The sequence below is a fragment of the Achromobacter sp. NPDC058515 genome, assembly GCF_042721735.1.
In the GTDB taxonomy this organism is placed as follows: Bacteria; Pseudomonadota; Gammaproteobacteria; order Burkholderiales; family Burkholderiaceae_B; genus Achromobacter.
Genome location: NZ_JBHXNI010000003.1, coordinates 245,375 through 264,329 on the forward strand (window position 1 = coordinate 245,375; position 18,955 = coordinate 264,329).

Sequence of the window (18,955 nt, forward strand, 5' to 3'; positions counted from 1 at the left end):
CCTTTGCGGCGGTACCGGGCGCTGCCCTTGCCGCGTGGGCGCCTGGCTTGGGTGACTGGCGTCGTCAGCCTGATTTTGTTGGGCGCCAGCACGCTGTTCTGGTGCCTGCTGTTGCTGCCCTTGGCATTGCTGAAGCTGGTGCTGCCGTTCGCGGCGGTCCGGCGGCGTGTGGATCCGGTGCTCAACGGCATTGCCACGGCGTGGGTGTCATGCAACGCCGGCTGGCTGGCGCGGATTCAGCGGACGCCGTGGGATGTGCAGGGCAATACCGGCCTGCGCTACGCGGACTGGTATCTGGTCAACTGCAATCATCAGTCTTGGGCGGACATCTTTGTGCTGCAGCGCTCGCTGAACCGGCGCATTCCGCTGCTGAAGTTTTTCCTGAAGCAGCAGCTGATCTACGTGCCGGTGATCGGGCTGGCCTGGTGGGCGCTGGATTTTCCGTTCATGAAGCGCCACGGCAAGGCGGAGTTGCGCCGCAACCCCGCGTTGGGCCGGCAGGACCAGGAAGCGGCGCGGCGCGCGTGCGAGAAGTTTTCGCTGGTGCCGACGAGCGTGATGGTGTTTGCCGAAGGCACGCGGTTTTCCGAGGCCAAGCGCGCGGCGCAGGCTTCGCCGTACCGCCATCTCCTCAAGCCCAAGGCGGGCGGCCTGGCGGTCGCGTTGAATGCGATGGGCACGCGCTTTCGTTCGATGATCGATGTCACCATTGCCTACCCGGAAGGGGCGCCCAGTTTCTGGGACATGGCCTGCGGCCGCGCCGGTCCGGTGGTGGTGCGCATGCGGCAGTTGCCGGTGCCGCCGTCCTTTTGCGATGCCGACTACACCCGGGACAAGGCCTTCCGCGCCACATTCCACCATTGGCTGGGAGAGCAGTGGCAGGCGAAGGACGACGAGATCGAGGCGTTGACGACGGGCCGCGTGCGCGAGGCGCGGGCGGCCCCGTCCCAAGAAGGCTAGACGCGCGCCGGCAGCACGACGCCGGAGCTTTCGCCGAATCCGATCCGCGGATATCCCGCCTTCACGCACTCGGCGCGCATGAGGACCTGATCGCCGTCCTGCAGGAAGGTGCGCTTCTCGCCCCACGGCAGTTCGATCGGGGTCTTGCCGCCGTTGCTCAGTTCCAGCAGCGAGCCGGCTTCCGAAGCCAGGGGGCCGGACAGGGTGCCGGTGCCCAGCATGTCGCCCGGTTGCAGGTTGCAGCCGTTGACCGTGTGGTGCGTGATCAGTTGCGCGACGTTCCAGTAGGCGTCGCGGAAATTGCTGCGCGAGAGCGAGACCGCGGGCTGGTTGTCGGCGCGGGACTTTTCGGTGGTCAGCAGGACTTCCATCTGCACGTCGAAGGCGCCCTTGGCGCGGTTGGCGTCGGAGGCCAGGTAGGGCATCGGCTGCGGTTCGGCGGGGCCGCGGCTCCACTGCGTGCGGAACGGTTCCAGCGCTTCCATGGTGACTACCCACGGCGAGATCGTGGACGCGAAGTTCTTGGCCAGGAAGGGACCCAGCGGCTGGTATTCCCAGGCCTGGATGTCGCGGGCCGACCAGTCGTTCAGGATGCACAGGCCGAACACGTGGGCTTCGGCATCGGCGAGCGCGATGCGGTCGCCCTGGGCGTTGCCGGCGCCCACGAAGATGCCCAGTTCCAATTCGTAGTCCAGGCGGGCGCAGGGGCCGAATTGGGGCGCTTCGCCTTCGTTGGCCGGACGGGTCTGGCCGACGGGACGCGGGAACTTCTGGTCCACGCCGATGCTGGAGGCGCGGCCGTGATAGCCGATGGGCACCCACTTGTAGTTGGGCAGCAGGGGATTGTCGGGACGGAACTGCTTGCCCACGGCGGTGGCGTGATGCACCGAGATGTAGAAGTCGGTGTAATCGCCGATGCGGGCGGGCGTCGTGTATTCGGCGTCGGCCTGCGGGATCAGCAGCGGCTCGACCTCGGCGCGCAGGGCGGCGCCGGTGCGCAGCGCGCGCGACAGCGCCAGGCGCAGGGCGCTCCAGTGCGGCTGGCCCAGGGCCATCAGGGCATTCAGGCTGTCCGAGGCGCAGGCGGCGAGGGCGTCGGCGGCCAGGCCGTCGAAAGGCTGCCTGGCGGCCAGCGCGGCCAGGTCCAGGATCTGGTTGCCGATGGCCACGCCGGGGCGGAAGGATTCTTGCGAGCCCTTGCGGCGGAAGGAGGCGTAGGGCAGGTTCTGCACCGGGAAATCCGACGCGTCCGTGTTGGCGCTGGCGACCCAGCTCGTGAGGGAGGGATCGTGGGTTTCGTTGATCGTGGTGGTCATGGCTGCGTGTCTCTGTCAGTGTGTTTATGAGGTGGCTGGCGGGCCGGGGACGCCGGATAAGTCAAAAGCCAAACGGCGATGAGCTTGCACTCATCGCCGCGGGCGTGGAAGGCAGGCGCCTTCGCGTCACGCCTTGGTGGGATCGAAATGCTTCGCGATGCCCTGCCAGCACCGGTAGTAGTCGCCCTGCAATTCTACCGACGCCAGCGCCTGTTCGGTCGGGCGGATGACGCGGCGGGTTTCAAACATGAACGCCATCGTGTCGCGGATATAGTGCGCGGCGCTGGTGTCGGCGCGCGAGGCCTTTTCGAAGGTCTCGGCGTCGGGCCCGTGGCCGCTCATGCAATTGTGCAGGCTGGCGCCGCCCGGGGCGAAGCCGTCGGCCTTGGCGTCGTACACGCCCTGGATCAGGCCCATGAATTCGCTGGCGATGTTGCGGTGGAACCAGGGCGGGCGGAACGTGTTCTCCATGGCCAGGATGCGCGGCGGGAAGATCGCGAAGTCCATGTTGGCCGTCCCCGGGGTGTCGGACGGCGCGGTCAGCACCGTGAAGATCGAGGGATCGGGATGGTCGTAGCTGATCGAGCCGATGGTGTTGAAGTTGCGCAGGTCGTACTTGTACGGCGCATGCGTGCCATGCCAGGCCACGACGTTCAGCGGGGAGTGGTCGATCGGGGCGCGCCAGAAGCCGCCCGTGAACTTGGCGATCAGTTCGAAATCGCCTTCAACGTCTTCGTACCAGGCAACCGGCGTCTTGAAGTCGCGGGCGTTGGCCAGGCAGTTCGAGCCGATGGGGCCCAATTCCGGCAGGCGCATGGCCGCGCCGAAGTTCTCCAGCATGTAGCCGCGCGCGGCGCCGTCCAGCAGTTCCACGCTGAAGCGCACGCCGCGCGGAATGACGGCGATTTCCAGCGGTTCCAGGTCGATCAGGCCCAGCTCGGTGGCCAGGCGCAGGCGGCCTTCCTGCGGGACCAGCAGCAGTTCGCCGTCGGCGTTGTAGAAGTAGCGGCCCTGCATGGAACGGTTGGCCGCGTACAGGTGGATGCCCACGCCGCCCTGTTCGTCGGGGCCGCCATTGCCGCCCCAGGTCTTTACGCCTTCCAGGAAGTCGGTGGGGGCGGCGGGAATCGGCATCGGGCTCCAGCGCAGCTGGTTCGGGGTGACCGGGCCATGGCCGAACGCGCTTTGCCAGCCGGCCGCGCCTTCAAAGGGCTCGAAGGGCTTGTGCTGCGCGCCGGGGCGGATGCGGTAGAGCCAGGAGCGGCGGTTCTCGCTGCGCGGGGCCGTGAAGGCGGTGCCGGACAGCTGCTCGGCGTACAGGCCATAGGGGCATTGCTGCGGCGAGTTGCGGCCCAGCGGCAGGGCGCCGGGCAAGGCCTCGGTGGCGCAATCGTTGCCGAAGCCGGTCTGATATTGCAGTTCCATGGAATCCTCCTGGGTGGCGGCGCGGTGCTTGGCCGCGCGGTCTGGTCTGGTTGGCCGGTCGGGAGGGTTCCCGGGCCGATGCGCTATTGTCGGAAAAATTTCCCACTACGGATACGGGAATGCAAAAATAGCGACTATAAATTCTGTGAATAGTAGGGGGGCGTATGGCCGAACTGCGCGATGTGGACCTGAACCTGTTGCTGTTGTTCCAGCACTTGCTGGAAGACCGCAATCTCTCGGCCGTGGCGCGTCGGATGGACCTGTCGCAACCGGCGGTCAGCAACGCGCTGCGCCGCTTGCGGGTGGCGTTTGGCGACGAGTTGTTCGTGCGCACCACGCAGGGCATGCTGCCGACGCCGCGCGCGCAGCGCCTGGCGGGGCCGGTCAGCGAAGCCCTGGCGATGCTGTCGCAGGCCCTGCAGGACCAGGACGCCTTCGACGCCGCGGCCAGCAGCCGCCGTTTTCGCGTCGCCATGACGGACGTGGGCGAGATCCACTTCATGCCCCGGTTGATGGAGGTGTGCGTGCAGATGGCGCCCCAGGTGCGCATCGATTCCGTGCGGGTGCAGGGCCCGGACCTCGCGCGCGAAATGGAGGCGGGCCGGGTGGATCTGGCGATAGGCGCGTTCGATGAGATGGGGGCGGGAACGCTGCAGCGCATGCTGTTTCGCCAGGGCTATGCAACCTTGTTCCGCCAGGCGCATCCCACGGCGCATGCGGGCATGGGGATCAAGGCGTTCCGCGCGGAGCGCCATCTGATCGTGTCGCGCGCGGCGCCGTACGGGCAGGTCAACCAGTCGATGGAGCGGGCGGGCGTCGACCTGGCTGAGCACTTCAGCGTGCCGCACTTTTCGGCGGTGCCCTACATCGTGAGCGCGACCGATCTGCTGGCCACCGTGCCCGAAAAACTGGCCGCCAGCGCCGCGCCGCCCTTCGGCCTGCGGTTCATGACGCCGCCCGTCAAGGTGCCCGCGCTGCAGACGAACATGTACTGGCAGCGCAGGGTGGACCGCGACGGAGGCAATCAATGGCTGCGCGCCCTGATTGTGAATACCTTCGCGGTCGGTTCATAGGCCGGGAATCAGGCGGTATTCACCACCGACGCGCGCGCGTGCCGCAGCGCTTCTTTCAGCAGCGCCACGTCGCCCAGGTGGTTGGCCAGCAACAGGATCAGCGCCGCGTTCAACTCCTGGCTCTGCTCGTTGCTCAAATCCCGGTGAGCCTCGATCAGCGCTTCGTAGAAGTCGTCCGGCGAGCTCAGGTTGGTTTCGGTAATCAGCATGATGGGTGGACCTCGGTATTCAGGCGCGGCCGGTGGCGCGGCTGACGGCGCTTGCGACGGCATCGGTGTCGACCGCGCGCCAGCGCGCGGCGATGTGCTGGTCGGGGCGGATCAGGTAGGCGGTGCCGGGCTGCGCGTCGTAGCGCTTGACTAGGCACCCTTCGCTGTCCTTGACCACGGCCAGCCCGGGGGGCAGCGCCGACACGTCGCACTGCGGGCCGGCCACCAGCACGGCCTTGATAGGCACCGGCGCCATGCGCAGGGCCTGCAGCGCCTGCAGCGTGGCAGGGGGCGGCAGCGCGTCGTCGCAGAACACCGCCAGCACGAAGTCGCCGTCCAGTTGCGCCAGCCACCAGCCCGGCTCGCCACTGGTGGCGACCGGCGCGTCCAGCGCCACCGCGCCGGGCGCCATGCGGCCCGCGAAGGCATCCGCGTCCGGCGTGTTCAGCGGCGAAGCCGAGTACGTGGCGGGCAGCGAAAGGCGGCCGCTATTGACCAGCGAACGCGCGAAGGGGTGGGTCTTGGCCAGGTTCAGCACCGCGTTGCGGAAGCTGCGGCTGATGTCGCTCTTGGGCGTGATGAAGTCGGTGGCGCGCGACGAATTCAGGATGTTCTCGTCGGCCGCGTATTCGCGCTCGGCGCTGTAGCTGTCGATCAGCGCATCGGGCGCCAGTCCCGCCAACACGAGCTTCAGCTTCCAGGCCAGGTTCTCGGCGTCCTGCACGCCGCTGTTGGCGCCGCGCGCGCCGAACGGCGATACGCGGTGCGCGGAGTCGCCCGCGAACACGATGCGGCCGTGGCGGAACTTGTCCATGCGTTCGCACGCAAAGGTATAGACGCTGACCCATTCCAGGTCGAACTGCGCGTCCGGGCCCAGCAGCGCGCGGATCCGCGGCAGCACGTTTTCGGGCTTCACGGCCTCGACGGGGTCGGCATTCCAGCCCAGCTGGAAATCGATGCGCCAGACATTGTCCGGCTGCCTGTGCAGCAGCACGGATTGATTCGGGTGGAAGGGCGGATCGAACCAGAACCAGCGTTCGGTCGGAAAGTCGGCCTTCATTTTGACGTCGGCGATGAGGAAGCGGTCGCGGAAGACGCGGCCATGGCTTTCCTGGCCGATCAGCTTGCGCACGGGCGAGCGCGCGCCGTCGCAGGCGACGAGCCAGTCGGCATGCAGCTGGTAGGGGCCCTCCGGCGTTTCGACGGTGAGCGTCACACCGTCGTCGGCCTGGACCACGCCTGCGACCTTGTTCTTCCAGCGCAGCTCGATGTTGGGCTGCTGGCGCGCCTGTTCGTACAGGTAGCCTTCGGCGTAGTACTGCTGAAGGTTGATGAAGGCGGGGCGGCGGTGGCCCGGTTCGGGCAGCAGGTCAAAGCGCCAGACTTCCTGCTCGCGGAAGAACACCTTGCCCACGTTCCACGACACGCCCTTGTCGATCATGCGCTGGCCCACGCCCAGGCGGTCCCAGATTTCCAGCGTGCGCTTGGAAAAGCAAATGGCCCGCGATCCGGTGGACAGGCGGTGGTCGTCGTCCAGCACCACCACGCGCACGCCTTGGCGGGCGAGGTCCAGCGCGGTGGTCAGGCCGACCGGGCCGGCGCCCACCACCACGACCTGGTGCCGCGCGAGTTCGCTGGCGGTCTGGTCGGCGTGCTTTTCATAGGCGAACTCCATCGCCTGAAAGTCGATGTCTCCCACGGTTGTCTCCTGTGTGGGTCATTTTTTTATTTATGCGGAACACGCTGCGCCGCGGCGGGCGCGCGTGTCCGGTTCTTGCGGGTTCTGGGCGGGGCCGCGTGGGCGGCCCGCAGGATCAGCCTTCCAGCTGGGCCCACATCTCCAGGTCGCGCTTGTCGGTCCAGATGCGCGGGTCGGTGTAGCCGGTGGCTTCGTCAAAGGCGCGCGACACGTCGAACGGCATGCAGTGGTCGAAGATCACCCAGTCGCTGTAGCGCGGCTTCATGAAGTCGTAGACCTCGCGGTAGATGGTCTTGAGGTCCTTGCCTTCGGCCACGCCGCGGTTCACGGCGCCGTACAGGTCGGTCAGGAACGCGCGCGTTCCGGCCAGGCCCTGGCGGACTTCGGTGGCGTTCTTCAGCGCGGGGCCGCGGCCGGGCACCATCTTTTCGGCTTCAAAACCGGCCAGCGCGTCGAGCGTCGTGGGCCAGTCGCGGAAGTAGGCGTCGCCGCAGTAGGGGGTGGACTGGTATTCGACCAGGTCGCCGGCGAACAGGATCTTCTGTTCGGGCAGCCAGGCGATGGTGTCGCCCTTGGTGTGGCCGCGGCCCACTTGCAGCAGCTTGACTTCCAGGTTGCCCAGGTTGACGGTCATTTCGCCCTTGAACGTCATGGTCGGCCAGACCAGGCCCGGCGGGATCGATTCGGCGTTGCGGAACAGGCGCGGGAAGCGGCCGATCTCGCTGGCCTTGTCCTGTTCGCCGCGTTCGGCGATCAGGTCGTAGGTGTCGCGGCTGGCCAGGATTTCCTGGGCGTTGTAGGCGGAGGCGCCGAACACGCGCACGGCGTGGTAGTGCGACAGCAGGATGTACTTGATGGGCTTGTCGGTGACCTCGCGGATGCGGCGGATCACGTCCTGGGCCATGACCGGGGTGGCCTGGGTGTCGATCACCATGACGGCCTCGTCGCCGATGATCACGCCCGTGTTGGGGTCGCCTTCGGCCGTGTAGGCATAGGCGTTGTCGGACAGCTTTTCGAACGAGACGACCTTGTCGTCCATGTCCGCGTGCGAGGCGAATTGCTTGCTCATGGGGGCTCCTTCCACTTTTATAGGAATAGGGTGTGTGGAAGGAATATAGCCCTGCGTTAGTGTTTGTGCAATACGTTCGCTATAAACGAATAGACATGTTCCTACAGGGGTTTCCCGAGGGTTTTAGCGCTTGCCCCGGTCAGTTTCTCTGGCATTTCGGGCAATAGTAGGTGGCCCGCTGCCCCTGGACGAAGCGCCGTATCGGGGTGGCGCAGACGCGGCACGGCAGGCCTTCGCGCTCATAGACCGCCGCATGGATCTCGAAGTAGGCGCCGGGCTCGCCGGTGGCGCCGACGTAGTCGCGCAAGGTGCTGCCGCCCGAGGTCAGGGCGTCGGCCAGGGTGGCCCGCACCATGTCGGCCAGGCGGTCGCAGCGGGCAGGGGAAAGCTTGTTGGCCGGGGTCTTGGGGTTGATGCGCGCCCGGAACAGGCATTCGGAGGCATAGATATTGCCCACGCCCACCACCGCCATGCCCGCCAGCAGCACCTGCTTGACGGCGGCGCCGTGATTCTTGAAGTGCCGGTGCAGCCAGGCGCCGTCAAAGCGGGGGTCGAAGGGCTCGATGCCCAGCTTGGCAAGCAAGGGGTGGGCGTCGATGGGGCCGTCGGCGTGGGAATGCCACAGCACCGCGCCGAAACGCCGGGGGTCGTGCAGGCGCAGCACCGCCTCGTCGAAAATCCATTCGACGTGGTCGTGCTTGCGCAAGAACTCTCCGGGCGCGACGCTGCGCAGCGATCCCGACATGCCCAGATGCACGATCTGGGTGCCGTGCTCGAAGCGCAGGAGCAGGTACTTGCCCCGGCGCGCGCACTCCAGCACGGCGCGGCCGCCGATCAGCGACGGCAGGTCCGGCGGGATGGGCCAGCGCATGCGGGGTTCATGGACGACCAGCCGCGTGAGCGTCCGGCCGGTGATGACGGCGTCGATTCCTCGACGCGTGGTTTCGACTTCAGGCAGTTCCGGCATGAGCCAGTGTAAGATCATCAATTGCGTGTACGAAGATTGTGCCATCAACCGGACGGGCCGCGTGAAGTCGTCTTTTAAACAAATGAACATCGGGATCGCCGCGTTGGGGCTTGCGCTGGCAGCATTAATGGCCCCGCCGGCCCAGGCCGCCGACAGCCGGACGCGCGACGCCACCGGGCCTCGCATGGCCCCCCAGAGCCGTCAGCCCGAAACCGAGGTCATCCGTCTGCGCCCGGGGCAATTGCCCTACGTGTCGCTGACCGCCGATATTTTTTATCGCGTGCTCGCCTCCGAGATTGCCGCCCAGCGCGGCATGTACGGCACGGCCGCGACCACCATGATCGGGTTGGCCCGGGACACCGGCGACCCCCGCCTGGCCCGCCGCGCACTGGAATTCCAGCTCGCCGGCGGCAATCTGCCGGGCGCGCTGGACGCGGCCCGCGTCTGGTCGCGCTTGTCTCCCAACGACGTGGAGGCCAGTTCCACCGAGCTGGCGCTGGCCGCCGCCAACGGGCAGACCAAGGGTCTCGCCCAGGCGCTGCGCAAGCGCATCGACGCTTCGCGCGACAAGCCGGCCGCCATCGGCCAGGCGCTTGCCGTGCTGAGCCGCCTGAACGACCGGCGCCTGGCCCTGCGCATCCTGGACGAATCCCTGAGCGACAGCGTGCGCAAGCTGCCCGCCGCGCACCTGGCGCTGGCCGACGTGGCCTCCGCCTCGGGCGACTACGAGCGCGCGGCGCAGGAATCCCGCGCCGCCCTGGCCGCCGACCCCAGGTCGGAACCCGCCGCCCAGCGCGTGCTGGAATATGGCTCCAGGGTGGATCCGCAGCGCGCGCAGACCGAGGCCCGCAGCTTCATCGCCCGTAATCCCGGCGCCCGCAAGGTGCGCCTGATGCTGGCCGGCCAACTGGCCGACAGCGGCGACTACAACGGCGCCCTGGCCGAATTGCAGGCCATGTCGCGACGTTCGCCCGAAGATTTCGACCTGCTCTTCATGCAGGCCCAACTGGCGTACAAGTCTGGCCAGCTCCCGCAAGCCAAGACCCTGCTCCAGCAATACCTGGACGTCCAGAACCAGCGCCAGCGCGCCACCGTGCCGGGCGCGACCGACGCCGGCGCCGCCGCGGCCGACGCCCATGTGCTGCTGGCCCGGATCGCCGAGGATCAGGGCAACTACGACGAGGCCATCGCCGAACTGGGCCGCATCGACGACCCCACGCTGCGCTATTCGGTGCACATGCGCCAGGCCGCCCTGCGCGCCAAGAGCGGCCGCGTGAACGACGCCCTGGCCATGATCGACGCCGCGGGTCCGCAGGACGACGAAGAGCGCACTCTGGGCGTGCTGACCAAGGCCCAGATCCTGCGCGACGCCGATCGCGTGGGACAGGCGGTCTCCGTGCTGGAAGCCGCCGACCAGGCGATGCCCGACACGGTCGAGATCAAATACGAACTCGCCATGCTGTATGAACGGCAGAACCGGCTGGCCGACCTGGAACGCATGCTGCGCCAGGTCATCGCGCTGGATCCGGACCATGCGCATGCCTACAACGCGCTGGGCTATACGCTGGCCGACCACAACCAGCGCCTGCCCGAAGCCCTGGACCTGATCACGCAGGCGCTTGAGCTCTCGCCCAATGATCCGTTCATCCTGGACAGCATGGGGTGGGTCAAGTTCCGGATGGGCGACTCCGCCGCCGCCGCGGACTACCTGCGCCGCGCCTACAGCGTGCGTCCCGAAGCCGACATCGCCGCGCATCTGGCCGAAGTGCTCTGGAGCCAGGGCAAGCGCGACCAGGCCACCGACCTCCTGCGCGCCGCGCTGCAGAAGGATCCCCGGAACAAGACCGTCCAGGACGTCGTCAAGCGCCTGGGGGTCGGCCTGTGACGGCAGCGGTTCATCGCTTGCGCGACGCGGCGGCCCTGATGCGCTGGGCCTTGCTCGCGCTGCTGGCCTTCCTGCTGGCCGCCTGCACCACCACGCCCAAGCCCATCGAAGGCGCCAGCGCCGATGCGTTTTCCCGCATCGGGCGTTTCGCCATCACGGTCAACGAAGAAAGCGGCAGGCAGAACGCCGTCCAGGGCGGTTTCTCCTGGTCCGACGACGGCCGGCGCTACGTGCTGGACCTGACTAATCCCCTGGGCTCGACCGAAGCCCGCGTGGAAGGGCGGCCCGGCGCCGCCAGCCTGACCAAGGCCGACGGCACGCGCCTGGTCGCCGACAACCCCGACGCGCTGGCCGAAGAGGCGCTGGGCAGCAGCATGCCGGTGTCCGGCATGCGCGACTGGCTGCGCGGCAAGCTGCCGGCCAACCCGGAAGCCACCGACGTGTCCCGCGACGACTTGGGCCGCCTGGCGGCCTTCGAGCAAGGCGGCTGGCGGGCGCGGCTCTCGCGCTACGACACGCTGGGTCCGCAGTTGCTGGTCCTGGAGCGCCAGGAGCCTGGCCGCCGCATTGTGGTGCGGCTGGTCGTCAACCAGCCTTGAATCCAGGCGCGCGGCCGCTGGCGCCGCGCAATGGATTCGGGTTAACCCTTATCACATCGACCGGGTTTCAATCGGGGAAATAAGCGCCCCAAAACCGGCTCTGTTACTGGTTGAAATATATTGTCTTGATTGAATAATTCTCCCTGCGCCCGGCTGCGGTTCGCGCCGAGGGCTGCAATGCGGCGTCGACGCCTGTTGTCGCCGCCCTTCAGGAGAATGGCTATGTTCAGGAATACACGCATCGCGACGGTGCTATTGGGAATCATCGCGATATTTTTCACGTTCCAGCTGCTCGTGGGCGGCATGGGTTTCGTCGCCTTGCGGCAAACCAACCAGGACGTCGCTCAGCTCTATCGCCTTTCCGCGCAGCAGGTCAACGCGGTGAACTCCGCCGCGCTGTCGCTGGTGGCGGCCCGCACCGACCTGAGCCGCTACGCGACGCGCGTCGCACAAGGCAATAACAGCGACGCGACGTCGCTGCAGCAGGCGCGCCAGCGCATCGTTTCGGCCGACCGCGCCTTCCAGGGCTTTTCCGGCGGCCTGTCCGCCGAGGAAAAAGCCGAGTCCGCCGCCCTGATCGACGCCTACGCCAAGTTCAGCGCCAATCTGCAAAGCGTGGGCACGGTGCTCGAGGCCGGCGACATGGATGCCTACTTCAAGCAAGGCACCCAGCAGGTGCAGGAGCGGCTGGTGAAGGAGCGGGACGCTTTCATCCTGCGCGCCGAAGAGGCGGGGCAGGGCGTCATGGACGAGATTTCCATGTTCCACGCCCTGTTCACGTCCTTGCTGGCCGGCATCCTGGCGCTGGGCCTCATGATGGCCGTGGGCGCGCATGTGCTGATCCGCCGCATGATCGTGCGCCCGCTTCTGGAAGCCGGCGAGATCTTCCGCCGCATCGCCGAGGGCGACTTGACGCGCCGCGTGGCGGATCGGGGCAGGAACGAGATCGGGGCGCTGCTGGCCGCGTTGAAGGGCATGCAGGACAGCCTGGTGCGCACCGTGTCTGCCGTGCGCCGCGGCGTCGACGAGATTAACGTCGGCGCGCGCGAGATTTCGTCCGGCAACGCCGATCTTTCCAGCCGCACCGAAGAGCAGGCCGCATCGCTTGAAGAAACGGCGGCCAGCATGGAAGAGCTTGCCAGCACCGTGAAGCAGAACGCCGATACCGCGCGCGAAGCCAACCGCATGGTCGCGGCGTCCGCGGCGGTCGCCCAGCGCGGCGGCCAGGCCGTGTCCAGCGTGGTCGACACCATGCGCGCAATCTCGGGCAGCTCGTCGCGCATCGCCGACATCGTGGGCGTGATCGACGGCATTGCGTTCCAGACCAACATCCTGGCGCTCAATGCCGCAGTGGAAGCGGCGCGCGCCGGCGAGCAGGGCAAGGGCTTCGCGGTCGTGGCGAGCGAAGTGCGCACGCTGGCCCAGCGCAGCGCGGCCGCCGCCAAGGAAATCAAGCAGCTCATCGAAGATTCCGCGCAGAAGGTCGGCGTGGGTTCCGAGCAGGTGGAAAACGCCGGCGCCACGATGCGCGAGATCGTCGAGTCCGTGCAGCGCGTGACCAGCCTGATGGGCGAGATCTCGGCGGCGTCCGAAGAGCAGGCCACCGGCATCGACCAGGTCAACCGCGCCGTGTCGCAGATGGACGGCGTGACGCAGCAGAACGCGGCGCTGGTGGAAGAGGCCGCGGCGGCTGCCGGCGCGCTGGAAGAGCAGGCGCGCCAGTTGGCCGGCGCGGTGTCCGTGTTCAAGCTGCCGGGCGGCCAGGTGATCGATGCGCCCGCGGCAAGGCTTGCGCCGGGCGCCGCCCCGCAGCTCGCATAAAGCCGGGACGGCCGCGCCCTTCATTGCGGCGCGGCCGCCGGGGCAGTCTGGCTAGAATGTAGGATTCCCCCGCACCGGCTGTCTTTCGTGACCCTCTACGACGTTCCCGCTCCCGCCAAGGTGAATCTCTTTCTGCACGTGGTGGGCCGCCGCGCCGACGGCTATCACCTGCTGCAGACGGCCTTTCGCTTTATCGACCTGTGCGACACGCTGCATTTCGATGCGCGCGCGGACGGCGTCATCAGCCGGGCCGCCGAATTGCCGGGCGTGCCCGAAGCTCAGGACCTGACGCTGCGCGCCGCCCACGCCTTGCAGCAGGCCACCGGCACGCGCCAGGGCGTGCAGATCGGCCTTGAGAAGCGTATTCCTCAAGGCGGCGGCCTGGGCGGCGGATCCAGCGATGCGGCGACCGTGCTGATCGCCCTGAACAAGCTGTGGGGCACCGGGCTGTCGCGCCGCGAGCTCATGGCGCTGGCATTGCCGCTGGGCGCCGACGTGCCGGTGTTCGTGTTCGGCCAGTCCGCGTTCGCCGAAGGCATTGGCGAGGAACTGACGGCGCTGACCCTGCCCGAGCGCGCCTATCTGGTGGCGCAGCCGGACGCGAGCGTGCCGACGGTTGGAGTATTTTCCGCACCCGATTTGACAAGGGATTCTTCTTACATCACAATAGCGGACTTTCTTGCTTCGCCAATTTTTTGCCGCAATGAACTTTACGGCAGAAATGATCTGGAGCCGGTGGTTTACCGTCTTTACCCTGAAGTGCAAAGGGCATCGCGGTGGCTTGCCGAACAGGAATCGCTTCGGGGATTGCCTATTCGCATGTCGGGATCTGGTGCGTGTTTATACGCCGAGTTTTCCAAATTATCCGAAGCCGTTTTGGCAGAAGCAGAAATTACCGCTATAATGCGCGGCGCTGATAAAACATTCAGCCAAACGCATCCACGGTTTCGGTTAGTGCAGGCATGTACTGGATTGGCTGAACATCCGTTGCGGAATTGGATTGCAAGATAGTTGGGGAGTCGCCAAGCTGGTTAAGGCACCGGATTTTGATTCCGGCATGCGAAGGTTCGAATCCTTCCTCCCCAGCCAACCGAATACATAAAAAAGCTGTTGAACACGCCTGTAAGACACTGGCCCGGGTTCAGCAGCTTTTTTATTTTCCGGATCCGCTGGTGTAAGTTATGGGCATCACGCCCTGCGTCGCCTCGCATCACCTCGTTAGTGTCTTAAAACGACCATCGCATCATCCATCATGGCAAACGATAGCTTCATGATCTTCACGGGCACAGCCAACACTCGGCTGGCCGTGGACGTAGTCAACCACCTCGATATGTCCCTGGGCAAGATGACCGTCGGTCGCTTCTCGGACGGCGAAGTGATGGTCGAAATCAACGAGAACGTGCGCGGCAAGGACGTCTTCGTCCTGCAGCCCACCTGTGCTCCCACCAACGACAACCTGATGGAAATCATGGTGATGGTCGATGCCCTGCGCCGCGCTTCCGCCGGCCGCATCACCGCCGCGATTCCCTACTTTGGCTATGCCCGCCAGGACCGCCGCCCGCGTTCGGCGCGCGTGGCCATCTCGGCCAAGGTCGTGGCCAACATGCTGCAGGTCGCCGGCGTAGACCGCGTCCTGACGATGGACCTGCACGCCGACCAAATCCAGGGCTTCTTCGACATCCCCGTGGATAACATCTACGCCGGTCCGATCCTGCTGGGCGACATCTGGCGCCGTAATTTCTCGAACCTGGTCGTGGTGTCCCCGGACATCGGCGGCGTGGTCCGCGCCCGCGCGCTGGCCAAGCAGCTTGAAGCCGACCTGGCCATCATCGACAAGCGCCGCCCGCGCGCCAACGTGTCGGAAGTGATGAACATCATCGGCGAAGTCGACGGCCGCACCTGCATCATCATGGACGACATGGTCGACACCGCCGGCACGCTGTGCAAGGCGGCCCAGGCCCTGAAGGACCGCGGCGCCGGCGCCGTTTACGCCTATTGCACGCACCCCGTGCTGTCGGGCGGCGCCATCGACCGCATTGAAGCCTCGGAACTCGACGAGCTCGTCGTGACCGACACCATTCCGCTCTCCGAGCAAGGCCAGGCCAGCGGCAAGATCCGCCAGCTGTCGTGCGCCGCGCTGCTGGGCGAGACCATCCTGCGTATTTCCAACGCGGAATCGGTCAGCTCGCTGTTTGTCGATTGACGCCCAGGCGTTGATCGGGCCGACAGTCCAGACATCCAGTTTTTGCGCCTTGCTGGTCGCGGCAAGGGGCAAACAACACGGCGCGCCTTTTGCGCGCCGTGCATTAACCGGTGAAGCCTCTTCACCTTATCGTTTCGGAGTTATCCATGAAATTCATCGCCACTGCGCGTAGCGTCCAGGGATCGAGTGCGAGCCGCCGCCTGCGCCGCGCGGGCCGCGTTCCCGCCATTGTCTATGGTGGTACGGCTGCCCCCCTGAACATCGAACTCGACCACAACGAGATCTACCACGCCCTGCGCAAGGAAGAATTCCACGCGTCGATCCTGCAAATGCAGCTCGAAGGCGCCAAGGAAGAGCAAGTTCTGCTGCGTTCGGTTCAATGGCACGCCTACAAGCAACAAGTCCTGCACGTTGACTTCCAGCGCGTCGACGCCAACCAAGCCCTGCGTACCAAGGTGCCGCTGCACTTTGTGAACGCCGAGGTCTCGCCGGCTGTGAAGCTGAGCGGCGCCATCATCAGCCACGTGACGACCGAACTGGAAATCACCTGCCTGCCGTCGGCTCTGCCCCAGTTCATCGAAGTGAACCTGGCCGACATCCTGGCCGGCGGTTCGATCCACCTGGCCGACATCAAGTTGCCCATGGGCGTGACCTACGTGCCCCACGGCGCGGAAGACAACCCCCTGCTGGCCTCGGCCGTGGTCAAGGGCGGCGCTGCCGCCGACGAAGCCGAAGCCGCTCCGGCTGCCTGAGTTCTGCAGGAAAGCCTTGCGGCTTTCCCGCGGCTTGTGCCCGAAACCCTGCGCGTGCATTTGCATGCGCAGGGTTTTTTGGTTTAAACACCCCCCATCATGTCTATTCCCATACGCCTCATCGTGGGATTGGGTAACCCCGGTCCCGATTACGAAACCACCCGGCACAACGCCGGCTTCTGGCTGGCCGACCACCTGGCGGACGACTTGCGCACTTCTTTTGCGCTTGAGAAGTCTTTTTTCGGGATGGTGGCCAAGTCGCGCCTGGGCGCCGACAACGTGCTGCTGCTCAAGCCCATCACCTATATGAACAAGTCCGGCCAGGCGGTCGGCGCGCTGGCCCGCTTCTACAAGCTGGCGCCGGAGCAGGTGCTGGTGCTGCATGACGAACTGGACCTGATGCCCGGCCAGGCAAAGCTCAAGCAGGGCGGCGGCCACGCCGGCCACAACGGCCTGAAGGACATCCAGGCCGCGCTGGGCAGCCCCAATTTCTGGCGCCTGCGCATCGGCATCGGCCATCCGCGCACGCTCGGGCTGGCCCAGCAGGTCGCGGACTTCGTCCTGCACCCGCCCCGCCGCGACGAACAGAAGGAAATCGACGCCGTCATCGACCGCTGCCGCGCGGTCGTGCCGGCCATGCTGGCCGGAGATTTCCCGCTGGCCACGCGCCAGCTGCACAGCGGCAACGAATCCTGATGGACCTGGGCCAGCCGTCCCCGCCCAGCCGCAAGCCCCGGTTCCGCAGCGAGATCGCGGACTTCTGGCGTTTCATCCGGCACCCGCATCCGGTCTCGCGCCAGCCCGGGCGCTCGCCCGCGAGCGGGCTGGTGGCGGACTGGTGGCCGGGCGTCGGGCCCGGACGCATCCTGGCCTGGGCGGCCGTGCTGTGGGCCGTGAACCTGTTTGCGCTCGGTCCGGTGGCCGTCGCCGCCGCCGGCCTGGGCGGCGTCACCCATCGGCTCGATCCCGCCAATATCCCCTGGCTCACCGCCGTGCTGTGGGCGCCGCTGGTCGAGGAAATGCTGTTCCGGTACGGATTGCGGCGGCCGCGGCAGGTTCTGTGGCTCGTCCCGGCGCTGGTGCCGGTGGTGCTATGGGGCCCCAAGGTCTGGACAGGCCTGCTGCTGGCCGCGTTCGTGATCCTGGCATGCTGGGGCACGCGGCGGCGCGCGGAGCCGCTCAAGGGCTGGGACACGACCTGGCGGCGCTACTACCTGAGGCATTTCGGCCTGGTGTTCCACCTGGTCGCGCTTGCGTTCGCCGCGGTCCACCTGAGCAACTTCGTCTTCAACAAGACGCCGTACTGGCTGCTGCCGCTGCTGGTGCTGCCGCAGTGGCTGACCGGCCTGGTGCTGGGCTGGATGCGCGTGCGTCGCGGCATCGGCGCGGCCATCCTCCTGCACGCCGTCTTCAATGCCGGTCCGATCCTGATGATCTGGATCGTGATGCGCTTGGCTCCCACCGCGGCGAGTTAGCGGGGCCGCATGGCCGCCCGCCCGGGAAGTCCCATCCCGTCCGGCGGGGTAAACTAGAACGTTAACGATCAATACCGTACTTACACAGGATTCCCATGGCTCTGCAATGCGGCATCGTCGGCCTGCCCAACGTTGGCAAATCGACACTCTTCAATGCTCTGACCCGCGCCGGCATCGCCGCCGAGAACTACCCGTTCTGCACCATCGAACCCAACGTCGGTGTGGTCGAGGTGCCGGATCCGCGTCTGCAGAAGCTGGCTGAAATCGTCAAGCCCGAACGCATCCTGTCCGCCACGGTCGAGTTCGTCGATATCGCGGGCCTGGTCGCCGGCGCGAGCAAGGGCGAAGGCCTGGGCAACCAGTTCCTCTCGCACATCCGCGAAACCGACGCCATCGTCAACGTGGTGCGCTGCTTCGAAGATCCCAACGTGATCCACGTGGCCGGCAAGGTCGATCCCATCGCCGACATCGAAGTCATCGAGACCGAACTGGCGCTGGCCGACCTGCAGACCGCCGAAAAGGCCCTGCAGCGCCACCAGAAGACCGCGCGCTCCGGCGACAAGGAAGCGCAGCGCATCGTGGCCGTGCTGGAAAAGTGCATCGCCCAGCTGAACGAAGCCAAGCCGATCCGCTCGATGGACCTGACCACCGAGGAAATGGCCGACATCGCCCAGCTCTGCTTCATCACCGCCAAGCGCGCGATGTACGTGGGCAACGTGGCCGACGACGGCTTCACCAACAACCCGCTGCTGGACCGCCTGACCGAGTTCGCCGCGTCGCGCAACGCGCCGGTCGTGGCCATCTGCGCCGCCATCGAATCCGAGATCGTCGACCTGGACGACGCCGACCGCCAGGCCTTCCTGTCCGACATGGGCATGGAAGAACCGGGCCTGAACCGCCTGATCCGTGCCGCCTTCAAGCTGCTGGGCCTGCAAACCTACTTCACCGCGGGTGTGAAAGAAGTGCGCGCCTGGACCGTGCCGATCGGCGCCACCGCGCCGCAGGCCGCGGGCGTCATCCACACCGACTTCGAGCGCGGCTTCATCCGCGCGCAGACCATCGCCTACGAAGACTTCATCACGTACAAGGGCGAGCAGGGCGCGAAGGAAGCGGGCAAGATGCGGGCGGAAGGGAAGGAATACATCGTGCAGGATGGGGATGTGATGAACTTCTTGTTCACCCCTAAGTAGCACCATATTGACATACACCCCTCAGTTGAGCGGTGTGGACCCTCTGCTTCATGAAACTGCCGCAAGGCAGTTTTTTTTTGCTCGCCACCTCTGCGGGCTCGGTGCAGAAGCCAATGTAAATGGTGGCACTAATGCGACCTCTGCTTATAGTGTTGTTCTTTAAACCTATATTCAACGGTATACCTATAACCATTTGATATTTAAGGGAATTTTCTGACTGCGAGGAAGGGTCATGTACTGTCCATGAGTCTCTCTTTGATAGAGGACGGAGGTGAGAAGGCCAATCGCTCCTGGGCATGGGGGGACGCCTAA

The 18,955-nt window shown here is 66.3% G+C and carries 17 protein-coding genes and 1 tRNA gene; 12 read left to right on the plus strand and 6 right to left on the minus strand.

Annotated elements, in window-relative coordinates; all coding sequences use genetic code 11:
• Nucleotides 1–27 precede the first annotated feature (27 nt).
• On the plus strand, nt 28–960 hold the full coding sequence (locus tag ACFWP0_RS07115) for an acyltransferase (protein ID WP_377841179.1): 933 nt from the start codon (nt 28–30) through the stop codon (nt 958–960).
• Here the strand turns inward: ACFWP0_RS07115 and fahA are convergent.
• Both fahA and hmgA read right to left on the minus strand, forming a co-directional pair.
• Entirely contained in the window at nt 957–2,276 is a 1,320-nt protein-coding gene (gene fahA / locus ACFWP0_RS07120; RefSeq protein WP_377840779.1) for a fumarylacetoacetase, read from the minus strand. The two genes, ACFWP0_RS07115 and fahA, sit on opposite strands and share 4 nt — an antisense overlap.
• A gap of 126 nt (nt 2,277–2,402) precedes the next feature.
• Nucleotides 2,403–3,701, minus strand: a complete 1,299-nt coding sequence (gene hmgA, locus ACFWP0_RS07125) for a homogentisate 1,2-dioxygenase (RefSeq protein WP_377840780.1) — start codon at nt 3,699–3,701, stop codon at nt 2,403–2,405.
• 164 nt (nt 3,702–3,865) lie between these two features.
• Here hmgA and ACFWP0_RS07130 point away from each other — a divergent pair, with 164 nt between their 5' ends.
• The gene (locus ACFWP0_RS07130) at nt 3,866–4,774 is read left to right on the plus strand and encodes a LysR family transcriptional regulator (RefSeq protein ID WP_377840782.1); all 909 of its coding nucleotides are present in this window, start codon (nt 3,866–3,868) and stop codon (nt 4,772–4,774) included.
• Between the two features lie 8 nt (nt 4,775–4,782).
• On the opposite strand, the gene ACFWP0_RS07135 is transcribed toward ACFWP0_RS07130, so the two are convergent.
• The 4 genes from ACFWP0_RS07135 to mutM form a co-directional block, all read right to left on the minus strand.
• Nucleotides 4,783–4,983, minus strand: coding sequence for a DUF2783 domain-containing protein (locus ACFWP0_RS07135; RefSeq protein ID WP_377840784.1), 201 nt, complete (start codon nt 4,981–4,983; stop codon nt 4,783–4,785).
• Between the two features lie 19 nt (nt 4,984–5,002).
• Nucleotides 5,003–6,682 carry an FAD-dependent oxidoreductase gene (locus tag ACFWP0_RS07140; RefSeq protein ID WP_377840785.1) on the minus strand — a complete coding sequence of 560 codons (1,680 nt, stop codon included), beginning with the start codon at nt 6,680–6,682 and terminating at the stop codon, nt 5,003–5,005.
• A gap of 115 nt (nt 6,683–6,797) precedes the next feature.
• Nucleotides 6,798–7,751, minus strand: coding sequence for an MBL fold metallo-hydrolase (locus ACFWP0_RS07145; RefSeq protein WP_377840787.1), 954 nt, complete (start codon nt 7,749–7,751; stop codon nt 6,798–6,800).
• 139 nt (nt 7,752–7,890) lie between these two features.
• Nucleotides 7,891–8,718 (minus strand): bifunctional DNA-formamidopyrimidine glycosylase/DNA-(apurinic or apyrimidinic site) lyase, encoded by an 828-nt coding sequence (gene mutM / locus ACFWP0_RS07150; protein WP_377840789.1) that lies wholly within the window; start codon nt 8,716–8,718, stop codon nt 7,891–7,893.
• Here mutM and ACFWP0_RS07155 point away from each other — a divergent pair.
• The 10 genes from ACFWP0_RS07155 (at nt 8,717) to ychF (ending at nt 18,643) form a co-directional block, all read left to right on the plus strand.
• On the plus strand, nt 8,717–10,603 hold the full coding sequence (locus tag ACFWP0_RS07155; RefSeq protein WP_377840791.1) for a tetratricopeptide repeat protein: 1,887 nt from the start codon (nt 8,717–8,719) through the stop codon (nt 10,601–10,603). The genes mutM and ACFWP0_RS07155 overlap by 2 nt on opposite strands.
• A 38-nt stretch (nt 10,604–10,641) precedes the next feature.
• A complete protein-coding gene (gene lolB / locus ACFWP0_RS07160; RefSeq protein ID WP_377841181.1) occupies nt 10,642–11,202 on the plus strand; it encodes a lipoprotein insertase outer membrane protein LolB in 561 nt (186 codons plus the stop codon).
• Nucleotides 11,203–11,424: 222 nt separating this feature from the next.
• Nucleotides 11,425–13,023: a methyl-accepting chemotaxis protein gene (locus ACFWP0_RS07165; RefSeq protein WP_377840793.1), complete on the plus strand. Its 1,599-nt coding sequence runs from the start codon at nt 11,425–11,427 to the stop codon at nt 13,021–13,023.
• 87 nt (nt 13,024–13,110) lie between these two features.
• Nucleotides 13,111–14,034: a 4-(cytidine 5'-diphospho)-2-C-methyl-D-erythritol kinase gene (gene ispE, locus ACFWP0_RS07170; protein WP_377840794.1), complete on the plus strand. Its 924-nt coding sequence runs from the start codon at nt 13,111–13,113 to the stop codon at nt 14,032–14,034.
• Between the two features lies 1 nt (nt 14,035).
• Nucleotides 14,036–14,112: transfer RNA gene (locus ACFWP0_RS07175), tRNA-Gln, on the plus strand.
• Nucleotides 14,113–14,275: 163 nt separating this feature from the next.
• Entirely contained in the window at nt 14,276–15,226 is a 951-nt protein-coding gene (locus ACFWP0_RS07180; RefSeq protein ID WP_006227587.1) for a ribose-phosphate pyrophosphokinase, read from the plus strand.
• A 146-nt stretch (nt 15,227–15,372) separates the two neighbouring features.
• On the plus strand, nt 15,373–15,978 hold the full coding sequence (locus ACFWP0_RS07185; protein WP_377840796.1) for a 50S ribosomal protein L25/general stress protein Ctc: 606 nt from the start codon (nt 15,373–15,375) through the stop codon (nt 15,976–15,978).
• Nucleotides 15,979–16,077: 99 nt separating this feature from the next.
• Complete coding sequence (gene pth, locus ACFWP0_RS07190) at nt 16,078–16,674, plus strand: aminoacyl-tRNA hydrolase (RefSeq protein ID WP_377840798.1); 597 nt, start codon at nt 16,078–16,080, stop codon at nt 16,672–16,674.
• A complete protein-coding gene (locus tag ACFWP0_RS07195; protein WP_377840799.1) occupies nt 16,674–17,453 on the plus strand; it encodes a type II CAAX prenyl endopeptidase Rce1 family protein in 780 nt (259 codons plus the stop codon). The genes pth and ACFWP0_RS07195 overlap by 1 nt, the downstream gene beginning before the upstream one ends.
• Before the next feature lie 95 nt (nt 17,454–17,548).
• On the plus strand, nt 17,549–18,643 hold the full coding sequence (gene ychF / locus ACFWP0_RS07200) for a redox-regulated ATPase YchF (RefSeq protein ID WP_377840801.1): 1,095 nt from the start codon (nt 17,549–17,551) through the stop codon (nt 18,641–18,643).
• Nucleotides 18,644–18,955: the final 312 nt, after the last annotated feature.

What these genes read in the sequence shown, in the direction of transcription:
- fahA (WP_377840779.1), bottom strand. Translation starts at nt 2,276, where the DNA reads ATGACCACCACGATCAACGAAACCCACGATCCCTCCCTCACGAGCTGG.
- hmgA (WP_377840780.1), bottom strand. Translation starts at nt 3,701, where the DNA reads ATGGAACTGCAATATCAGACCGGCTTCGGCAACGATTGCGCCACCGAG.
- ACFWP0_RS07130 (WP_377840782.1), top strand. Translation starts at nt 3,866, where the DNA reads ATGGCCGAACTGCGCGATGTGGACCTGAACCTGTTGCTGTTGTTCCAG.
- ACFWP0_RS07135 (WP_377840784.1), bottom strand. Translation starts at nt 4,983, where the DNA reads ATGCTGATTACCGAAACCAACCTGAGCTCGCCGGACGACTTCTACGAA.
- ACFWP0_RS07145 (WP_377840787.1), bottom strand. Translation starts at nt 7,751, where the DNA reads ATGAGCAAGCAATTCGCCTCGCACGCGGACATGGACGACAAGGTCGTC.
- ACFWP0_RS07155 (WP_377840791.1), top strand. Translation starts at nt 8,717, where the DNA reads ATGAGCCAGTGTAAGATCATCAATTGCGTGTACGAAGATTGTGCCATC.
- mutM (WP_377840789.1), bottom strand. Translation starts at nt 8,718, where the DNA reads ATGCCGGAACTGCCTGAAGTCGAAACCACGCGTCGAGGAATCGACGCC.
- lolB (WP_377841181.1), top strand. Translation starts at nt 10,642, where the DNA reads ATGCGCTGGGCCTTGCTCGCGCTGCTGGCCTTCCTGCTGGCCGCCTGC.
- ACFWP0_RS07165 (WP_377840793.1), top strand. Translation starts at nt 11,425, where the DNA reads ATGTTCAGGAATACACGCATCGCGACGGTGCTATTGGGAATCATCGCG.
- ACFWP0_RS07180 (WP_006227587.1), top strand. Translation starts at nt 14,276, where the DNA reads ATGGCAAACGATAGCTTCATGATCTTCACGGGCACAGCCAACACTCGG.
- ACFWP0_RS07185 (WP_377840796.1), top strand. Translation starts at nt 15,373, where the DNA reads ATGAAATTCATCGCCACTGCGCGTAGCGTCCAGGGATCGAGTGCGAGC.
- pth (WP_377840798.1), top strand. Translation starts at nt 16,078, where the DNA reads ATGTCTATTCCCATACGCCTCATCGTGGGATTGGGTAACCCCGGTCCC.
- ACFWP0_RS07195 (WP_377840799.1), top strand. Translation starts at nt 16,674, where the DNA reads ATGGACCTGGGCCAGCCGTCCCCGCCCAGCCGCAAGCCCCGGTTCCGC.
- ychF (WP_377840801.1), top strand. Translation starts at nt 17,549, where the DNA reads ATGGCTCTGCAATGCGGCATCGTCGGCCTGCCCAACGTTGGCAAATCG.